11 protein-coding genes are annotated in these 16,689 nt (G+C 74.2%); 3 read left to right on the forward strand and 8 right to left on the reverse strand.

What is annotated here, in order from left to right:
- The first annotated feature begins 31 nt into the window (after positions 1 to 31).
- Positions 32 to 592, forward strand: a complete 561-nt coding sequence (locus tag QA634_RS02490) for a cytochrome b (protein ID WP_012330470.1) — start codon at positions 32 to 34, stop codon at positions 590 to 592.
- A 63-nt stretch (positions 593 to 655) separates the two neighbouring features.
- Here the strand turns inward: QA634_RS02490 and addB are convergent, their stop codons facing one another.
- From addB to QA634_RS02530, 8 genes are all read right to left on the reverse strand, one after another.
- Entirely contained in the window at positions 656 to 3,778 is a 3,123-nt protein-coding gene (gene addB / locus QA634_RS02495) for a double-strand break repair protein AddB (RefSeq protein ID WP_012330471.1), read from the reverse strand.
- Positions 3,775 to 4,512 (reverse strand): nucleotidyltransferase family protein, encoded by a 738-nt coding sequence (locus tag QA634_RS02500; RefSeq protein ID WP_012330472.1) that lies wholly within the window; start codon positions 4,510 to 4,512, stop codon positions 3,775 to 3,777. The genes addB and QA634_RS02500 overlap by 4 nt, the downstream gene beginning before the upstream one ends.
- A gap of 36 nt (positions 4,513 to 4,548) precedes the next feature.
- Positions 4,549 to 6,078, reverse strand: a complete 1,530-nt coding sequence (gene tsaE / locus QA634_RS02505; RefSeq protein WP_236728927.1) for a tRNA (adenosine(37)-N6)-threonylcarbamoyltransferase complex ATPase subunit type 1 TsaE — start codon at positions 6,076 to 6,078, stop codon at positions 4,549 to 4,551.
- A 481-nt stretch (positions 6,079 to 6,559) separates the two neighbouring features.
- Positions 6,560 to 7,723: an N-acetylglucosamine-6-phosphate deacetylase gene (gene nagA / locus QA634_RS02510; protein WP_012330474.1), complete on the reverse strand. Its 1,164-nt coding sequence runs from the start codon at positions 7,721 to 7,723 to the stop codon at positions 6,560 to 6,562.
- Positions 7,720 to 8,718 (reverse strand): SIS domain-containing protein, encoded by a 999-nt coding sequence (locus QA634_RS02515; protein WP_043701999.1) that lies wholly within the window; start codon positions 8,716 to 8,718, stop codon positions 7,720 to 7,722. Before QA634_RS02515 ends, nagA begins: the two co-directional genes overlap by 4 nt.
- A 17-nt stretch (positions 8,719 to 8,735) precedes the next feature.
- Positions 8,736 to 9,635, reverse strand: coding sequence for an N-acetylmuramic acid 6-phosphate etherase (locus QA634_RS02520; protein WP_012330476.1), 900 nt, complete (start codon positions 9,633 to 9,635; stop codon positions 8,736 to 8,738).
- A 117-nt stretch (positions 9,636 to 9,752) separates the two neighbouring features.
- Positions 9,753 to 11,372 carry an ABC transporter substrate-binding protein gene (locus QA634_RS02525; protein ID WP_012330477.1) on the reverse strand — a complete coding sequence of 540 codons (1,620 nt, stop codon included), beginning with the start codon at positions 11,370 to 11,372 and terminating at the stop codon, positions 9,753 to 9,755.
- A 371-nt stretch (positions 11,373 to 11,743) separates the two neighbouring features.
- Positions 11,744 to 12,151 (reverse strand): DUF6455 family protein, encoded by a 408-nt coding sequence (locus QA634_RS02530; RefSeq protein WP_012330478.1) that lies wholly within the window; start codon positions 12,149 to 12,151, stop codon positions 11,744 to 11,746.
- Between the two features lie 195 nt (positions 12,152 to 12,346).
- On the opposite strand from QA634_RS02530, the gene ahcY reads away from it, so the two are divergent.
- On the forward strand, positions 12,347 to 13,753 hold the full coding sequence (ahcY, locus tag QA634_RS02535; RefSeq protein WP_012330479.1) for an adenosylhomocysteinase: 1,407 nt from the start codon (positions 12,347 to 12,349) through the stop codon (positions 13,751 to 13,753).
- Between the two features lie 364 nt (positions 13,754 to 14,117).
- Positions 14,118 to 16,610: a sensor histidine kinase gene (locus QA634_RS02540; protein WP_012330480.1), complete on the forward strand. Its 2,493-nt coding sequence runs from the start codon at positions 14,118 to 14,120 to the stop codon at positions 16,608 to 16,610.
- The last annotated feature ends 79 nt before the right edge of the window (positions 16,611 to 16,689 follow it).

Consider the following 16,689-nt stretch of genomic DNA (forward strand, 5'->3'; position numbering starts at 1 on the left):
GAATCATTCTAATATGTGAGGCGCGAACGCGATGGAGGTGGCGATGGCCCGTTCCGCGACCGCGGCGCCCGAGGAGGCGCTGGTCCGCTACGACACGACGACGATCGTCCTGCACTGGCTGACCGCGCTGCTGGTGGGGCTGCTCTGGATCCTCGGCCAGACCAACGATTGGTGGCCGCGCGGCCCGCTGCGGGGCGGGCTGTGGTCGCTGCACGTCCTGCTCGGCTTCGCCCTGATGGCGACGCTGGCGACCCGGGTGGTCTGGCGGATCGGCCCGGGCCGGGCACTGCCCTCGGCGGAGGACGGGCCCCTGCGCCTCCTCGCCCGCGCGACCCATTCGGGGCTCTACCTGCTCCTGATCGCGGTGGTGGGGCTCGGCCTCGCCGACGCGCTGGTGCGCGGCTTCGTCCTGTTCGGCGCGATCCCGCTGCCGCAGGTCGGCGACCAGGCCCTGCGCCGCCCGATCAACGCGCTGCACGAATGGGCGGCCAACGCGGTGATGGCCGTGGCGGGACTGCACGCCGCCGCCGGGCTCTTCCACCACTACGTGCGCCAGGACGGGGTGCTGGGGCGGATGTGGCGGGCCTCGTGAGGCGCCCCGCGGCCGGGGCGGGCCCCGGTCCGGCCGGGGCGGGCCCCGGTCCGGGGGGCGCGGCTACGCCCCCTCCCCCTCCACCAGCGACCATTCCTTCACCCGCGCGAGGTGGTCGTAGGGCGAGAAGGCGCGGGCGTATTTCGGGTAGGGCCGCGACAGGTAGGCCGCCTCGCCCCGCAGGAAGCGGGCGACGAGGCCCTGGAAGCGGCGCGCATGCTCGTCGATCAGCTCCTCGACCGAGCGGGCCTCGCCCCGCGGCGGCTTGAGCGGCACCGGGTCGAGGGGCACCTTGCCGCCGCTCGCCCGCACGTAGAGCAGCTCCGGCGCGCCGGTTCCCGGGCCGAGATCGCGGAAGCCGCCCGCCTGCAGCATCGCGGCCTCCAGGGTGAGCTGCGGCGCGAAGCCGGCGAAGACCTCCCTGGCGCTCGGCGGCTGGCCGGTCTTGAAGTCGACGATGACGTGGCCGCCGTCCCGGCGCGCCTCGATCCGATCGGCCCGGGCGCGCAGGGTGAAGTCCTCGGCGGGGCCGATCGGGATCCGCCAGCGGCCCGAGATCTCGGCATGGACCCGCCTGAGGCCCGGCCGCCGCTCCACCTCCCAGGCGAGGAAGGACGCCGCCATGCGCTCGAAGCGCGGCCACCACTCCGCGTAGAGTTCCGGATAGGCATCGGCGATCGGCGCGAAGGCGTTGACCGCGAGGTCGTAGAGGGGCAGGCGCGGATCCGCGGGCAGCGCCTCGGGGAAGCGCTGCGCGAAGCCGCCCAGCACGTCGTGCACGATCGTGCCCCGGTCGCTGGCGCTCGGCTGCACCGCCACCGGCTCCAGCGGGTCGAGGCCCAGCACGTGCCGCGCGAAGATCCCGTAGGGGTCGCGCACCAGGGTCTCGACCTCGGTGACGCTGAGCGCGCGCGGGAACAGGGCGGGGTCCGGCCTCGGGGCCGGGCGCGCCGGGCGGGGCGGCAGCGGCTCGGTGCCCCGGTCGAGGGACGCCGCCAGCGCCCGCAGCCGCCCGCCCGCCGCGAGGCAGCCGGACCACGCCGCCTCCCCCATGAAGGCGCGCAGCCGCTGCAGGAAGCGCGACGGCACGGTCGGCGAGCCCTCGCGCTTGTGGGCGCGGGTGATCACCGCGTCCGGGCAGCCGAGCGCCTGCACGAGGTCGTGGGCGGTCTGGCCGAGGCGGCGCTCCGGCGAGGAGAGGCCCACAGCCGCGCGCATCGGCCGGTTCAGGAAGGCGTCCGTCTCGGCCTTGGGCGGCCAGACGCCCTCGTCGAGGCCGCCCAGGACCACGCGGTCGACCCGCAGCAGCCGCGCCTCCAGGAGGCCGAGGATGCGCAGCCGCGGATGCGGGCGCTCCGCCCGCGCGCTCACCACCCGCTCGCGGGCGAGCGCGGTGAAGAAGGCCGGGTAATCCGAGAACCGGCCCTCCAGCATGCCCGCCTGCGCGAGGGCGAGATCGTCGAAGAGCCCGTCGAGCACCGCGACCGAGGGCTCGTCCTGCGGCGCGTCGGGCCCGTCGAGCAGGAGGTCGCAGGTCTCGCGATGGGCCTGCGCCAGGGCGACGAGGTCGCGGACGCCCTCCTCCTGGTCGGGGGCGAAATCTCGGGGGGCGAAATCCCGGAAAGCGCGGTCGAGCCGGGCGACGAGGTCGGCCGCCGCCTCCCAATCGGCCTGGGTCAGCCGCCGCACCGGCCGGGGGGCGTGCGGGCGCTCGCCGCCGCGCGCGACCCGGAGCGCCTCGGCGAGGCCGGCGAAGCCCTTGGCGGGAGCGGGACCGCGCAGCACCCCGATCTCCAGGGCGGCGGCGGCCCGCTCCAGCGCGGGCCGGGCCAGGCCGAGCCGCACCATCGGATGGGCGAGGAGCGCCAGCACCCGCTCGGGCTTGGCGTCGAGGGCGGCGACGTCGGTGGCGAGCCGCGCGAGGCGCCCGGCGAGGCTCAGCGCCAGCGGCTGCCCGGCCGTGTCCTCCGCCACGATCTCCCAGCGCCCGAGCTCCGCCGCGACCCGGCGGGCGAGGCCGCGGTCCGGGGTGATCAGGGCGGCGCGGCAATCCGGCCGCTCCAGCGCCTCGCGCAGGGCCACCGCGATGGCGAGCGCCTCCTCGCGCTCGTCGGCCGCCTCGACGAGGGCGAGCCCGGCGCCGCCCGCGCGGGCGAGCGCCTCGCGCGCCCCGGGATCCAGATCCGCCCAGGCATCCGTGGTCTCGGCCGGGCGCAGGGCCTGCGACAGGAGTTCGGCCCGGGCCCGCGCGGCTGGTCCCGGCGCGCCGAGGGGCCGCACCGCGGCGCGGGGGCAGTCGAGGCCGCGCAGGAGCCGGTGCAGGATCGCCTGCGGGTGGCCGTGCGCGACCGCCTCCCCGGTCTCGATCGCCGCCCAGCCCTCCTCGTCGAGGGCGAGGTCGAGGCCGGGCAGCACCACCGCCCCGCGCGGCATCGCCGCGATGGCCCCGATCAGGGCGGCGGTGGCGGGGATCGAGCCGGTCGAGCCGGCCACCACGATCGGGTCGGCCGGGCGCTCGCGGCGCAGGCGCGCGGCCTCGGCGAGCACCAGGGCGCGGCCCCGCGCCACCGGGTCGCTGACGCCCCGCTCGGCCAGGATCGCCGGCCAATGCTCGGCGGCGATGCGCACGAAGTCGAGGGTAAGCGAGAAGTACTGCGAGTATTCCGCCTCGACGGCGCGCCCGATCTCGTCCCAGGGCAGGCCCTCGACGGTGAGCGCGTCCATCAGCCCCTCGAGATCGGCCGCGAGGCCGACCGCGTCGGCCGGCGAGGACGGCACCCGGAAGGGCACCTCCTCGCCCATCGGCAGGAGCCGGCGGTCGATGCCGGCGGCCCAGGCCTGGACGAGGCGGGCGAGGATCAGGCGCCGCTCCAGGGCAGGGATCGGCGGGTGCGCAACCGCCTCCGGGCACTCGCCGGGGGCGAGCGCCGCGAGGTCGAGCTCGGCCTCGTCCGCCTCGCCGAGGGGCGTCATCCGCGGCAGCAGCACCGCCGGCCCGCAGCGCGCGGCGAGTTCCGCGGCGAGCGCCCGGGTGGCGCGCCGGGTCGGCAGGAAGAGCGTGACGGCGGCGAGGCCGAGCGGCCCCTGCGCGACCGGGCCGACGAGCGTGCCGTCGAGGAGCGCGTCGGCGAGGGTCGCCAGGAACGGCGCGCCGGGCGGGATGGTGAAGATCCGGGCCGCGCTCACGGCTGCACGGCGCTCGCGCGCACGCGCTCCTCGGCGGCCTGCAGCGCCTCGGGCGTGCCCACGTGCAGCCACTGCCCGTCGAGGCGCAGGCCGTGCAGCCGCTCCCGGGCCACCGCCCGGTCGAACAGCAGGTTGAGCGAGAAGGGGCCCTCCGGCGTGTCGGCGAAGAAGGAGGGGCCCACGACGGCGACGCCCGCGTAGACGAAGGGCGCCACCTCCCGCTCGGCGCGGCGGGCGAGCCGGCCGGCCTTGTCCATCTGGAAGTCGCCGAGCCCGTCATAGCCGAGGCTCGTCGCCGCGGAGGCGACGAGGAGCAGCATGTCCATCGCCTCGGGGTCGAAGGCCGCGACCATGCGGGCGAGGTTGGGGCGCGGCCCCTCCAGCCAGAAGGAATCCGAGTTGAGGATCAGGAAGGGCGCCTCGCCGAGGAGCGGCAGGGCCTTGCGCACACCGCCGCCGGTCTCCAGCAGCCGGTCGCGCTCGTCCGAGAGGACGATCCGCGGCGGCCCGTTCCGGCGCCGCAGATGCGCCTCCATCAGGTCGGCGAGGTAGTGGACGTTGACCACGACCTCCGCGATGCCGGCCTCGGCGAGCCGGTCGAGGGCGTGGTCCACGAGGGCGCGGCCCGCCACCTCGACGAGGGGTTTGGGCATGGTCGCGGTGATCGGGCGCATGCGCTTGCCGAGCCCGGCGGCGAGCACGAAGGCGCGGGTGATGGCGGACGTGTGGGGCATGTCGCTGATCGGCGGGATTGGAGGATCGGGCGGGGATCAGGCGGCGGGGACGAGGCCGGGCAGGCAGGCCTCGTACCAGGCCCGCACGCCCGCGAGCGCCGGGTGGGCGAGGTTGCGGTTGAGGTAGCCCTCGATGCGCGGCACGTGGGCGAGGTAGCCGGGCTTGCCGTCCCGCCGGTCGAGGCGGGTGAAGATGCCGAGGATCTTGGTCGCCCGCTGGGCGCCCAGCACCGCGTAGGCGTGGGCGAAGCCCTGCACGTCGAAGTCCGGTTCGCGCAGCTTGCGCTCGCGGGCGTAGAGGCCGAGGAGCCGCAACTCGAACTCCGCCGAGGCGTCGACCCGGGCATCCTGCAGCAGCGAGGCGACGTCGTAGGCCGGGTGGCCCAGAACCGCGTCCTGGAAGTCGATCAGGCCGATCCGCTCCAGCCCGTCCCGGCCCGGCAGCCAGATCAGGTTGGGGGAATGATAGTCGCGCAGGACCCAGGTCGGGCGCTCCGGGGGCAGGCCGGTCAGCGCCTCGGTCCAGGCGGCCGTGAAGGCGGCGCGCTGCGCCCCCGAGAGCGGGGTGCGGGCGTGGTGGGGGGCGTACCAGTCGATGAGGAGTTCGGTCTCGAACAGCAGGGCGTCGAGGTCGTAGGGCGGCAGCGTGTGGTCGCTCCCCTCCGCGACCGGGAGCACCGCCGGCAGGGCCGTGCCGTGCAGCCGCGCCAGCACCTTGACGGCCTCCGCGTAGCGCTCGGGCCGCGGCCCGCTCGCATCCGCCACCGGCTCGGTGCCGAGATCCTCCAGGATCAGGAGCCCGGCCTCGAGATCCTGCCCGAGGATCTTCGGGGCGCTGAGGCCGAGCGCGCGCAGGCCGCGGTCCACGGCCACGAAGGCGTGGACGCTCTCGGCGAGGTGGACGATGGCGCTGTAGGGCTTGCCGTCGCGCACGGGCGGGCCGTCCGCGCGCGGGGGCGAGATCATCAGGATCGCGGTGGTGCCGTCGGGCTGGGTCAGGCGCTCGTAGGCGCGGCTCGACGCGTCGCCCTGCATGGGGGTGCGGGTCGCCTCGCCCCAGCCGCTGCGGTCGAGGAGCGCGCGCAGGGCCCGCGCCCGCTGCAGCCGCTCGGCCATGCCGCCGCCGCCGATGAGCCGGGCGAGCCGGGCGGTGTCGCCGAATTCGGGCTTGAGCGCGAGGTCCAGGGCGAGGGTCGGCCCGCTGCGCGGCGGCAGGCGGTCGGGCCACTCGACCAGGGTGATGGCGCGCTCGGTCAGTTCGTCGAAGCCGAGCTCCACGAGCTCGTCGGGCCCGCGCAGGCGGTAGAGGTCCGCATGCACGACGGCGACGCCGCCCCTGCCCTCGTAGGGCTGGATCAGCGTGAAGGTCGGGCTCGGCACGTCGAGGTCGGGCTCGCCGGTCAGCTCGCGGATCAGCGCCCGCGCGAGGGTGGTCTTGCCCCCGCCGAGCCCTCCGGAGAGCGCCACGAGGTCTCCCGGCTGCAGCAGCTCCGCGAGGAAGCGCCCGAGATCCTCGGTCGCGCTCTCGTCGGGCAGCACGATCTCCCAGGGTGTGCGCGCGTCCATCGCCTCCCGGTCCACTCCGGTCTCCTCCGCGGCCCCGCGGCCTGTGCGTGTCATAAACGAGGAACCTTAATTGAACCACGCGTCCGCGACATGGCGCGTTTCCGGGGTGGGACGGGGATCGGTGCTGCCGAGACGCGGGAGATCCTGTTTCCCCATGGGAATTGACTGGACCGTCGATCCGATTCCTCCTTGCGACCGGAGCGATGCGGCGGCGAAAAGAGATTGAGGATCGAGCAGGAGCTTTCCCGCAAGCCGGTCCGGATTTCAGCGCCGCTGCCGCGCGGCTTCGCTTCGCGGCATCTTGTGCCGGGTCCCGCATCTTCCTCCGCCGACGCCAGCGCAGGACCAGGATATCTGATACCAACCGCTCGGAATGCTGACGCATCGAGCCGTTGATTCATCTCGAATTTTCAACTTCACGCCAACGGCTCGGCGAGAATTCGAGAGCAGCACCACCGGTCATTGGAAATGACCGGTGGTATTACGCCGCCGCCCGCGCGAACTCTCCCCTCACGCAGGTCCCCCAGACGACCAGATCGCGATCGAGCACCACCAGGTCCGCCGCGAGGCCCGGGGCGATGCGGCCGATGCGGTCGTCGCGGCCGATCCAGCGCGCGGGCGTGAGCGAGGCCATCGTGAGCGCCTCGGCGAGCGAGGCGCCGCCCCGGCGCACCATGTGGCGGACCGCGCCCGCCATCGTCAGGGCCGAGCCCGCGAGCGTGCCGTCCGGCCCGGTCAGGCGGTCGCCCCGGCACGCGATCGCGCGGCCGAACAGGGTGAAGCCCGCTTCCGGGCGGGGATCGCCGACCGGCGGCATCGCGTCGGTGACGAGCATCAGCCGGCCCGGCCCCTTGAGGCGGAGGGCGAGGACGAGGGCGGTGTCGCCCACGTGGTGGCCGTCCGCGATGATCCCGGCGAAGACCCGGTCGTCGACGAGCGCCACGCCGACCGCCCCCTCCTCGCGTGCGGTGAGCTGCGACATGGCGTTGAAGAGATGCGTGGCGCCGGTCAGCCCCTCGGCGAGGGCGCGGCGGAAGGCCGTCCCGTCATCCGCCGTGTGGCCGGCGCTGACGCGCGCGCCGCGGGCGACGAGCGCCGCCACGGTGCCGGGCGGGGCGACCTCGGGCGCGAGGGTCACCAGGGTGACGCCGCGCGCGCCCAGGCCGGTCAGCAAGTCGACGTCGCCGGGCGCGAAGGCGGCGAGCCGGGCCGGATCGTGGATGCCGGGCCGGCGGGGGCTCAGGAAGGGGCCTTCGAGGTGGATCCCGAGGATGCCGGGCATCCCCGCGGCGATCGCCTCCGCCACCGCCGCCACCGCCGCGCGGATCACCGGGCGGTGGTCGCTGATCAGCGTCGGCAGCAGCGAGGTCGTGCCGCCGCGCCGGTGCGCCGCCGCGATCCGGGCGAGCGTGCCGGGCGTCGGCGCGTCGTTGAGGAGCGCGCCGCCGCCGCCATTGACCTGGAGGTCGACGAAGCCCGGCGCCAGGATCGTGCCCGGCGGCAGAATCGTGCAGGGCAGGCCGGGCGGCGGCTCCGCCGCGAGGTCCTCGATCCGCCCGTCCCGGATGACGAGCGTGCGCGGGCCGAGTTCGGCCTCGCCGTCGAAGACGCGGGGGGCGGCGAGCGCGAGGCCGGGGCTGCTCACAGAGTCTCCGTCACCTTGGCGAGGCCGGGGGGCGAATCCGGGTCGAAGCCGCGCCGGCGCGCCTCCGCCTCGATGGCCCGGTAGGCCGGGACGAGCATCAGGATCGGGTCGCAGGCCGGGTGGCCGTCGCCGGGCCAGGGCAGGCTGCCGAGGGGCCCGCCGCAGGCCTGGACCGGCACGCCCGCCCCGCGCAGGTCCCGCACGAGGCCGTCGATGCCCGCGCTCAGCCGGTCGGCCTGCCGCAGGGCGAGGACGGGCGTGCGGGGCGAGAGCGCCGCCCGCGGCCCGTGCCGCAGCTCCGCCGCGCTGTAGCCGAGGGCCGGCAGGCGCAGGGTCTCGGCGAGCTTGAGGGCGATCTCGCGCACCGGCCCGAGCCCGTGGCCGCGCCCGGTGACGAAGGCGGCGGTGGCGGCGGCGAGGTCGGTGCTCCAGGCCGACCAGTCGAGGCCGAGCGCCCGGTCGAGCCGCGCCGGCAGGGCCGCGAGGCCCGCCGCCAGGGCCCCGTCCTCGGCCCAGGACGCGACCAGGGCCGCCCCGGCGACGAGGGAGGTCACCACGGTCTTCGTCGCCGCGACGGCGCGCTCGGGCCCCGCCCCGATCGGCAGGACGAGGTCGGCGGCCTCGGCGGCCGGGGAGCCCGGATCGTTGACGATGGCGAGGGTGAGCGCCCCGCCCTCGCGGGCGGCCCGCGTCGCCGCCACGAGGTCGGGCGAGCGGCCGGATTGCGAGATCACCACGAAGAGCGCGCCCTCGACCTGCGGCGGGCGGCCGTAGCCGGTGACCACGGAGGGCGCCGCCGCCGAGACGGCGAGGCCGAGCCGGGTCTCGATCAGGTAGCGCAGGTGGATCCCCGCATGGCTCGAACTGCCCCGCCCGCAGATCACCGCGAAGGGGAAGCGGCGCCGCGCCAGGCCGCGGCCGATCCGCGCCGCCTCCGAATCCCCCGCGCAGAGGGGGGCCGCCACCGCCGGGATCTCGGCGATCTCCCGCGCCATCAGGGTGGCGGGGGGGCTCACGGCCGGGGCTCACGGCCGCCCGCCGCCGCGAGGGCGTGGCGCAGGGAGCCGCCGTGGCGGGCGAGGAGGCGGGCGGCGCCCTCCGGATCGGCGCCGCAGCCGATCAGCACGGCGCGCTTGATGTCGCCCTCCGCCTCCGCCAGGGCCCGGGCCGCCGCCTCGGCGCCGCAGCCGGCGAGTTCGGCCACCATGGCGACGCCCCGCGCCCGCAGCTTCCGGTTGGTGGCCCGCATCGCCACCATCCGGCCGCGATAGACGCGGCCGAGCCGGATCATGATCAGCGTCGAGAGCAGGTTGAGCACGACCTTCTGGGCGGTGCCGGCCTTGAGCCGGGTCGAGCCGGCGAGCGCCTCCTCGCCGGTCGCGACCAGGACGGGGTGGTCGCAGCTCTCCAGGACCGGCGTGCCGGGATTGTTGGCGATGCCGATGGTGACGGCGCCGCGCCCGCGGGCGCCGCGCAGGGCCGAGACCGTGAAGGGCGTGGTGCCGCTCGCCGAGAGGCCGACCACCACGTCCCGCGGCCCGACCCCCGCGCCGGCGATCCAGGCGGCGGCCTCGGCGCTCGAATCCTCCGCGTCCTCGACCGCCTGGGTGAGGGCGCCGTGGCCGCCCGCGATCGCGAAGCCCAGGCGCGCTTCCGGCCAGTCGAAGGTCGGCGGCAGCTCCGCCCCGTCCTGCACGCCGATCCGCCCGGAGGTGCCGGCGCCGACGTAGATCAGGCGGCCGTCCTCGCGCAGGGCCGGGGCGGCGGCCTCGGCCGCGGCGGCGATGGCCGGCAGCGCCGGCCCCACCGCCGCCACCGCGGCGAGCTGCCCCTCCCAGAGGGCGCCGAGCACGTCGAGGCCGTCCCAGGCGTCGAGGTCGACGTAGCGGGGGCTCCCGCGCTCGGTGCTCATCCGTCCCGGTCCCTGAGGCGCCGCAGCCGCGCTCTGGCACGGCTTCCTGGTCTCTAACTCGACCCTTCCGTCAAGGATCCCTCGGGGCGGCCGGGCCGCGGCACGGCGGCGCGGGGCTCAGGCCAGCGTGGTGAGGTCCTGGAACCAGTGCTGCGCCTGGGTATAGCCCTTCACCTTGGCCGAGAGGGCGTGCGGGTTGGTGTCGTGCACCACCCAGACCTGCACGGCGTCGTCCACCACGATCTCGTGGATGCGCGCGAGGAGCCGGTCCTGCTCGGCCGGGTCGAAGCTCGCCTGGACCTTGTCGCAGAGGGCATCGACCTCGGGGTTGCGGTAGTGGCTCCAGTTCACGCCGGTCGGGGCGATCTGCCTGGAGGAGTAGAAGCGCAGGATCGCGTAGAGCGGGTCCGAGGTCACGTAGGCGATGTTGCCGCCGGTGACGCCCTTCAGCGAGGGATCGGCCGCGCCCTGGCGCCAGGCCGTGTAGGCGACCTCCAGCTCCACCGGCTGGAACTCCACCGCGATGCCGATTTCGGCCCAGCTCTGCTGCACGAACTCGTTGATCGGCAGCGACAGCATCTGGCCCGAGCCGCCGGTCGGGATGATGAACTTGGTGCGCAGCGGGTTCCGGACCGAGTAGCCGGCCTCCTCGACGAGCTTGCGGGCGGCCTCGACGTCGGTGCGGATCGCGAAGCTCGGCTTGCCGAACCAGGGGCTCGACGGCTGCACCTGCCCGACCGCCGGGGTGGCGAGCCCGCCCATCAGCGCCACCACGCCCTCGCGGTCGATGGCGAGGTTCGCCGCCCGGCGCAGGCGCAGGTCCCGCCAGGGGCTGCCCTCCAGTATCGACAGGTGGTAGTTCCAGACGTGCGGCGTGTCGTTGCCGACGACCCGCATGCCCGCCGCCTTGAGCCGCGGCACCGCGTCGGGGGCGGGCGTCTCGATCAGGTCGACGGTGCCGCTGAGCAGCGCGTTCGCGCGGGCGAGCGCGTCGGGGATGCAGGTCAGCGTCAGCCGCGCGAGCTTCGGCATCCGCTTCCTGTTCCAGTAGGTCTCGTTGGGCACGAGGTCGAGCCGCACCCGCGGCACGAGCTGGCCCATGCGGTAGGGCCCGGTGCCGGAGGGCTGGAAGGCGAACTTGGTCCAGTCGCGCCCCACCGCCTCGTACTGGGCGGGCGAGGAGATCAGGAACCACAGCATCTGGTAGGGGAACAGCGCGTCGACCGCCTTGGTGGTGACCTGCACGGTCATGGCGTCGAGCTTCCGGTAGGAGGCCACCGAGGGCAGGCGCGGGCGCACCTGCGAGGCCTGCCGCTGGTCGTAGTGCGCGGCCTTGTCGTTGAGCACCTTCTCGAAGTTCCAGATCACCGCGTCCGCGTCGAAGGCGGAGCCGTCGTGGAAGGTCACGCCCTCGCGCAGGCGGAAGATCCAGTTCCGGCGGTCGGCCGGATCGCTCTCCCAGGCGGTGGCGAGGCCCGGGATCAGCTTGCCGGGCCGGTCGGCCACGTCGAGTTCCCAGGCGACCAGCGGGTCGTAGAGGGTGAGCCCGGTGAATTGGTAGCCGCCCGCACCCCGGTCCGGCTGGCCGGTGGTGAGGGGCAGGTCGAACATCGAGATGCCGTAGGTCAGGCTCCCGGAGGCTGCTCCCTGGGCGAGCGCGGACCCGGTCGGACCCAGGGCCGCCAGGGCCGCGGCGCCCGCGACGAAGCGCCGGCGGGAGAGGGACAACTCACTCATCGAAGACCCCGTGTGACGCGCGGCCTTCCCGGCCGCGGCGGTTGCGCGGCCGACCTCTGCAAATTGTATGCAACATGCCAGCGGCCGGCCTGCGGCGGGGCGCCGCCCCGCCCCCAGGCCGGTCCGGGGCCGAGCATCCTTCCGCCGGCCGGGACCGGCCGGTGCCGAAGGGGTCACCGGTTCGGCGGCGATCCGACGGACCGCGTATGCGAAACCAAGAGACCAAGCAGAATTGCCCCATGCAGTTCCGCTTGGCCGGGGCTCGGCGGCTAGAGCATTTTCCGACGAAGGGGATGCCGGTTCGTCGCAGAACATGCGGCAAGATCAAAGATCGAGAGCGGCACCCGGTTGCAACGTGATCGGGTGCTGCTCTAGGCCGCCCGCGCCGCCTCGACCAGGGCCGCCAGGCGCGCCGCGTTCGGGCAGTAATCCGGGTGGGCGACGGCGGCGAGGCCCGCCGCGAGGTCGCGCTCGCAGCGGCTGCCCTGCCCGCATCCCGCGCAGGCCCGCTCCAGCGTGGCCATGGTGGCGGGGGCGGTCCGCCCGACCGCCTCGGGGTCGAGGCCGAGGGCGTGCATCAGGGGCACGAGGCCGAGCGCCGGCCCGGTGCCGTCCGCCGCCGCGGGCGGGGCGAGGCGCTCCTCCAGCATCACGCGCAGGCACTCGTCGTCGACGGCGCGGATCTCCTGCGCGGCGGTGAACAGCCCGGCCCAGGCGGAGAGCGGGGCGAGCATCCAGTCGCAGGGACCGGCAAGGTCTCGGGTGGCGTGCGCGGACATCGGCGTTCTCCCTTCACCAACCCGCCCCGGATCGCCCTTCGGCCCGCCGGCCGCCTTGAGCCAAATCAAGGCGCCGCCCGCAACCGGGGCGAGCGGCCCGCCCGCGACACGCATAAAGACATCTTTATGTCTTGATTGCTTCCTGGCCGGCCCCCTGCTATAGGCCGGCGCGGGACGCCGTCAGGGAGCACCAGGATGCCGAGCAACCAGGATTACATTGTCAGGGACATCGGGCTGGCCGATTTCGGCCGCAAGGAGATCGCGATCGCCGAGACCGAGATGCCCGGCCTGATGGCGGTGCGCGCGGAATACGCGGCGAGCCAGCCGCTCAAGGGCGCCAAGATCGCCGGCTCCCTGCACATGACGATCCAGACCGCGGTGCTGATCGAGACCCTGAAGGCCCTCGGCGCCGACATCCGCTGGGTGTCCTGCAACATCTACTCGACCCAGGATCACGCGGCCGCCGCCATCGCGGCCGCCGGCATCCCGGTCTTCGCCGTCAAGGGCGAGACGCTGACCGAGTACTGGGACTACACCGCCAGGCTGTTCGACTGGCACGACGGCGGCATGCCGAACATGATCCTGGACGACGGCGGCGACGCCACGATGTTCGTTCATGCCGGCCTGCGCGCCGAGCGCGGCGACACCGCCTTCCTCGACGCGCCCGGCTCCGAGGAGGAGGAGATCTTCTTCGCGCTGATCAAGCGCATGCTCAAGGAGAAGCCGAAGGGCTGGTTCGCCGGCCTCGCCGAGTCGATCAAGGGCGTCTCCGAGGAGACGACCACGGGCGTGCACCGCCTCTACATCCTCGCCAAGGAGGGCAAGCTGCTCTTCCCGGCGATCAACGTGAACGACTCGGTGACGAAGTCGAAGTTCGACAACCTCTACGGCTGCCGCGAGTCGCTCGTCGACGGCATCCGCCGCGGCACTGACGTGATGATGGCCGGCAAGGTCGCGATGGTGGCGGGCTTCGGCGACGTGGGCAAGGGCTCGGCCGCCTCGCTGCGCAACGCCGGCTGCCGCGTCATGGTCTCGGAGGTCGACCCGATCTGCGCGCTCCAGGCCGCGATGGAGGGCTACGAGGTCACCACCATGGAAGATGCCGCCCCGCGGGCCGACATCTTCGTGACCGCCACCGGCAACAAGGACGTGATCACCATCGACCACATGCGGTCGATGAAGGACCGGGCCATCGTCTGCAACATCGGCCACTTCGACAACGAGATCCAGGTCGCGGGCCTCAAGAACCTGAAGTGGTCGAACATCAAGCCGCAGGTCGACGAGATCGAGTTCCCCGACGGGCACCGCATCATCCTGCTCTCCGAGGGCCGGCTGGTGAATCTCGGCAACGCGATGGGGCACCCCTCCTTCGTGATGTCGGCCTCCTTCACCAACCAGACCTTGGCCCAGATCGAACTCTGGACCAATCAGGGCAAGTACGAGAACCAAGTCTACACCCTGCCCAAGACGCTCGACGAGAAGGTCGCGGCCCTGCACCTGGAGAAGATCGGCGTGAAGCTGACGACGCTGCGTCCCGATCAGGCCGCCTATATCGGCGTCCAGGCGAGCGGGCCGTTCAAGCCCGACCACTACCGCTACTGAGCGACGCGTTCCGGCCCCGCGGGGCCGGGACCCGACGGATGCGCGGGCCGGGCCGAGGAGCCGGGCCCGCGTCGCGGCCGGACCGCGCTACGGCCCTGCGGGCGGATGCTTTCCGAGATTGCATGCAATACCGCATAATCGCCGCGCCCGTTCCATCTCCGTTCCGCCGCAGGTGTGGCATTTCTGTGCCCAGCCACGCTGAGACGCGGTGCGCATCGGCCGAGCCGGTGTTTTCGCTTCCGGCCGGATTCGGGTGCACGCTACAGTCCCGGTGATTCTGAAGTGTGGCCCGGAGTCGCCGCGTCCGCCGGCGACGGCGGGACGCCGGAGGGCGTGGCGCGGCCCAGCGGGAACGGGACGAGTGATGGGGGTAGGACGGACGCTGCGCCGTCGGCCATCGGCCGGCGCGATCGCGGGCGCTTGGGCGGTTTCGGCCGTGCTCACGGGTCTGCCGGAGGCGGCCATGGGGGCGCCGGCCCTCGTCCCCGTGCCGAGCTCGCTCGCCCACAGCGCGATGGCGCTCGCGCTGCTCGTCGGCCTCATCGTGTTCTCCACCATCCTGTCGCTGCTGCACATCCGCGAGCGGGCGCGCTGGGCACGGCGGGAGCGGGACCTCTCGGCCGAGGTCGCGGACCTGCGCGGGGCCCATGACCGGGCGGCCCTGCTCCTCGGCTCCGAGCGGCAGATCGTGGTGGTCTGGAGCGGGCGGGACGAGCCCCTGATCGAGGGCGACGCGAGCCTCGCCATGGACGGGACCCGCACGGCCTCGCCGCGGCGGGTGCTGGCCTTCGGCACCTGGCTCACGGCCGCCGACGCCGCCGCCCTCGACGCGGCGGTCGATACCCTGCGCAGCCGGGGCGAGCGCTTCCGCCTGACCGCGCGCACCCTCGGCGGGCGCACGGTCGAGGCGCAGGGCCAAGCCGTGGGCGGGCGGGCGCTGCTGCGCCTTCGCGAGATCACCGGCGAGCGCCAGGAACTGGTCGAGCTGCGCGCGACGCTGCAGGAGGCGCGCGGCAGCCTCTCCGTGCTCGCCGCCCTCCTCGACGCCATCCCGCAGCCGGTCTGGCGCCGGGGCCGCGACGGGCGGCTGCTCTGGGCCAACGCCGCCTACGTGGCGGCCGTGGAGGCGACCGACCGCGAGCGCGTGGTCGCGGAGGGGGTGGAACTCCTCGACCGGGCCGCCCGCGACGAGGCGGAGCGGCGCCGGACCAGCCGCGAGGCGGGTGCCCTGCGGGTCTCGGCCGTGGTCGCGGGCGCGCGGCGCACCCTCGACGTCACCGAGGTGGCGCTGGAGACCGGCAGCGTCGGCATCGCCGTCGACGTGTCCGAGCTCGAGAGCGTGCGCGCCGACCTGCAGCGGCAGATGGAGGCGAATGTCCGCACCCTCGACCAGCTGCCGACCGCGGTGGCGATCTTCGACGCCCGCCAGCGCCTGATCTTCCACAACGCCGCCTACCGGCAGCTCTGGGACCTCGGCCCGGCCTTCCTCGACGGCTCTCCCCTCGACGGCGAGATCCTGGACGCGCTGCGCAACGCCCGCAAGCTGCCCGAGCAGGCGGATTTCCGCTCCTGGAAGACCGGCGTGCTCTCGGCCTACCGGGCCGCCGAGGCGCAGGAGAATTGGTGGCACCTGCCGGACGGGCGGACCCTGCGCGTCGTCGCCGACCCGAACCCGCAGGGGGGCCTCACCTACCTGTTCGACGACGTCTCGGAGCGCGTCCACCTCGAATCCCGCTACAACGCCCTGATGCGCGTGCAGAGCGAGACCCTCGACACGCTCAAGGAGCCGGTCGCGGTGTTCGGCTCGGACGGGCGCCTCAAGCTCGCCAACCGCGCCTTCATGGCGATCTGGCGGATCGGGCCGGAGACCCTCGCGGCCCAGCCGCACGTGGACGAGATCATCGGCCTGTGCCGGTCGCTCAGCGCGGCCGAGGAGCCCTGGACCGAGATCCGCGGCGCCGTGACCGGGCTGATGGATGCCCGCCACGCCGTCGCCAGCCGGCTCGAACTCAAGGACGGCACCGTGCTCGACTGCGCGGCGCAGCCGCTGCCGGACGGCGCGACGCTGCTCACCCACATCGACGTGACGGCGAGCGTCAACGTCGAGCGGGCGCTCACCGAGAAGAACGAGGCGCTGGAGCGCACCGCCCGCCTGCGCGACGAGTTCGTGCACCACGTCTCCTACGAGCTGCGCTCGCCGCTCACCAACATCATCGGCTTCACGGAACTGCTCGGGGACGAGACGGTCGGCGCGCTCAACACGCGGCAGCGCGAATACGCCGACCACATCATGCGCTCCTCGGCGGCCCTGCTCGTCATCATCAACGACATCCTCGACCTCGCCTCGATCGATGCCGGCTCGATGGAGCTGACGCGCGAGGTGGTGGACGTGCAGGCGACGATCGCGGCGGCGGTGCGGGGCATCGAGGACCGCCTCGCCGAGGCGGCGATCACCCTCGACCTTGACGTGCCGGCCGATATCGGGGGCTTCGTGGCGGACGGCAAGCGCATCCGCCAGATCCTGTTCAACCTGCTGTCGAATGCGATCGGCTTCTCGGCGCCGGGCCAGACGGTGGTGGTCCAGGCCCGCAAGACGGGCGCCGAGATCGCCTTCTCGGTGATCGACCAGGGCCGCGGCATGCCGCCCGAAGTGGTGGCCCGGGTCTTCGACCGCTTCGAGAGCCACACGCTGGGCACGCGCCACCGCGGGGTGGGGCTCGGCCTGTCGATCGTGCGCTCCTTCGTGGAGCTGCATGGCGGGCGCATCGACATCGCCTCCGCGCCCGGCCAGGGCACCCGCGTCACCTGCACCTTCCCGATCGGCAACGGCAAGGCGAATCTCGCGGCGGCGGAGTGATCCGAACTCCGACGGATCGCGTCGCCATGCGGATGTCGGCGTCGCTCAAGCGCCGCGCGGGCGTGTCACCCGCTGTCCG

Origin of the sequence: Methylobacterium sp. CB376, from assembly GCF_029714205.1 — a bacterium.
GTDB lineage: Bacteria > Pseudomonadota > Alphaproteobacteria > Rhizobiales > Beijerinckiaceae > Methylobacterium.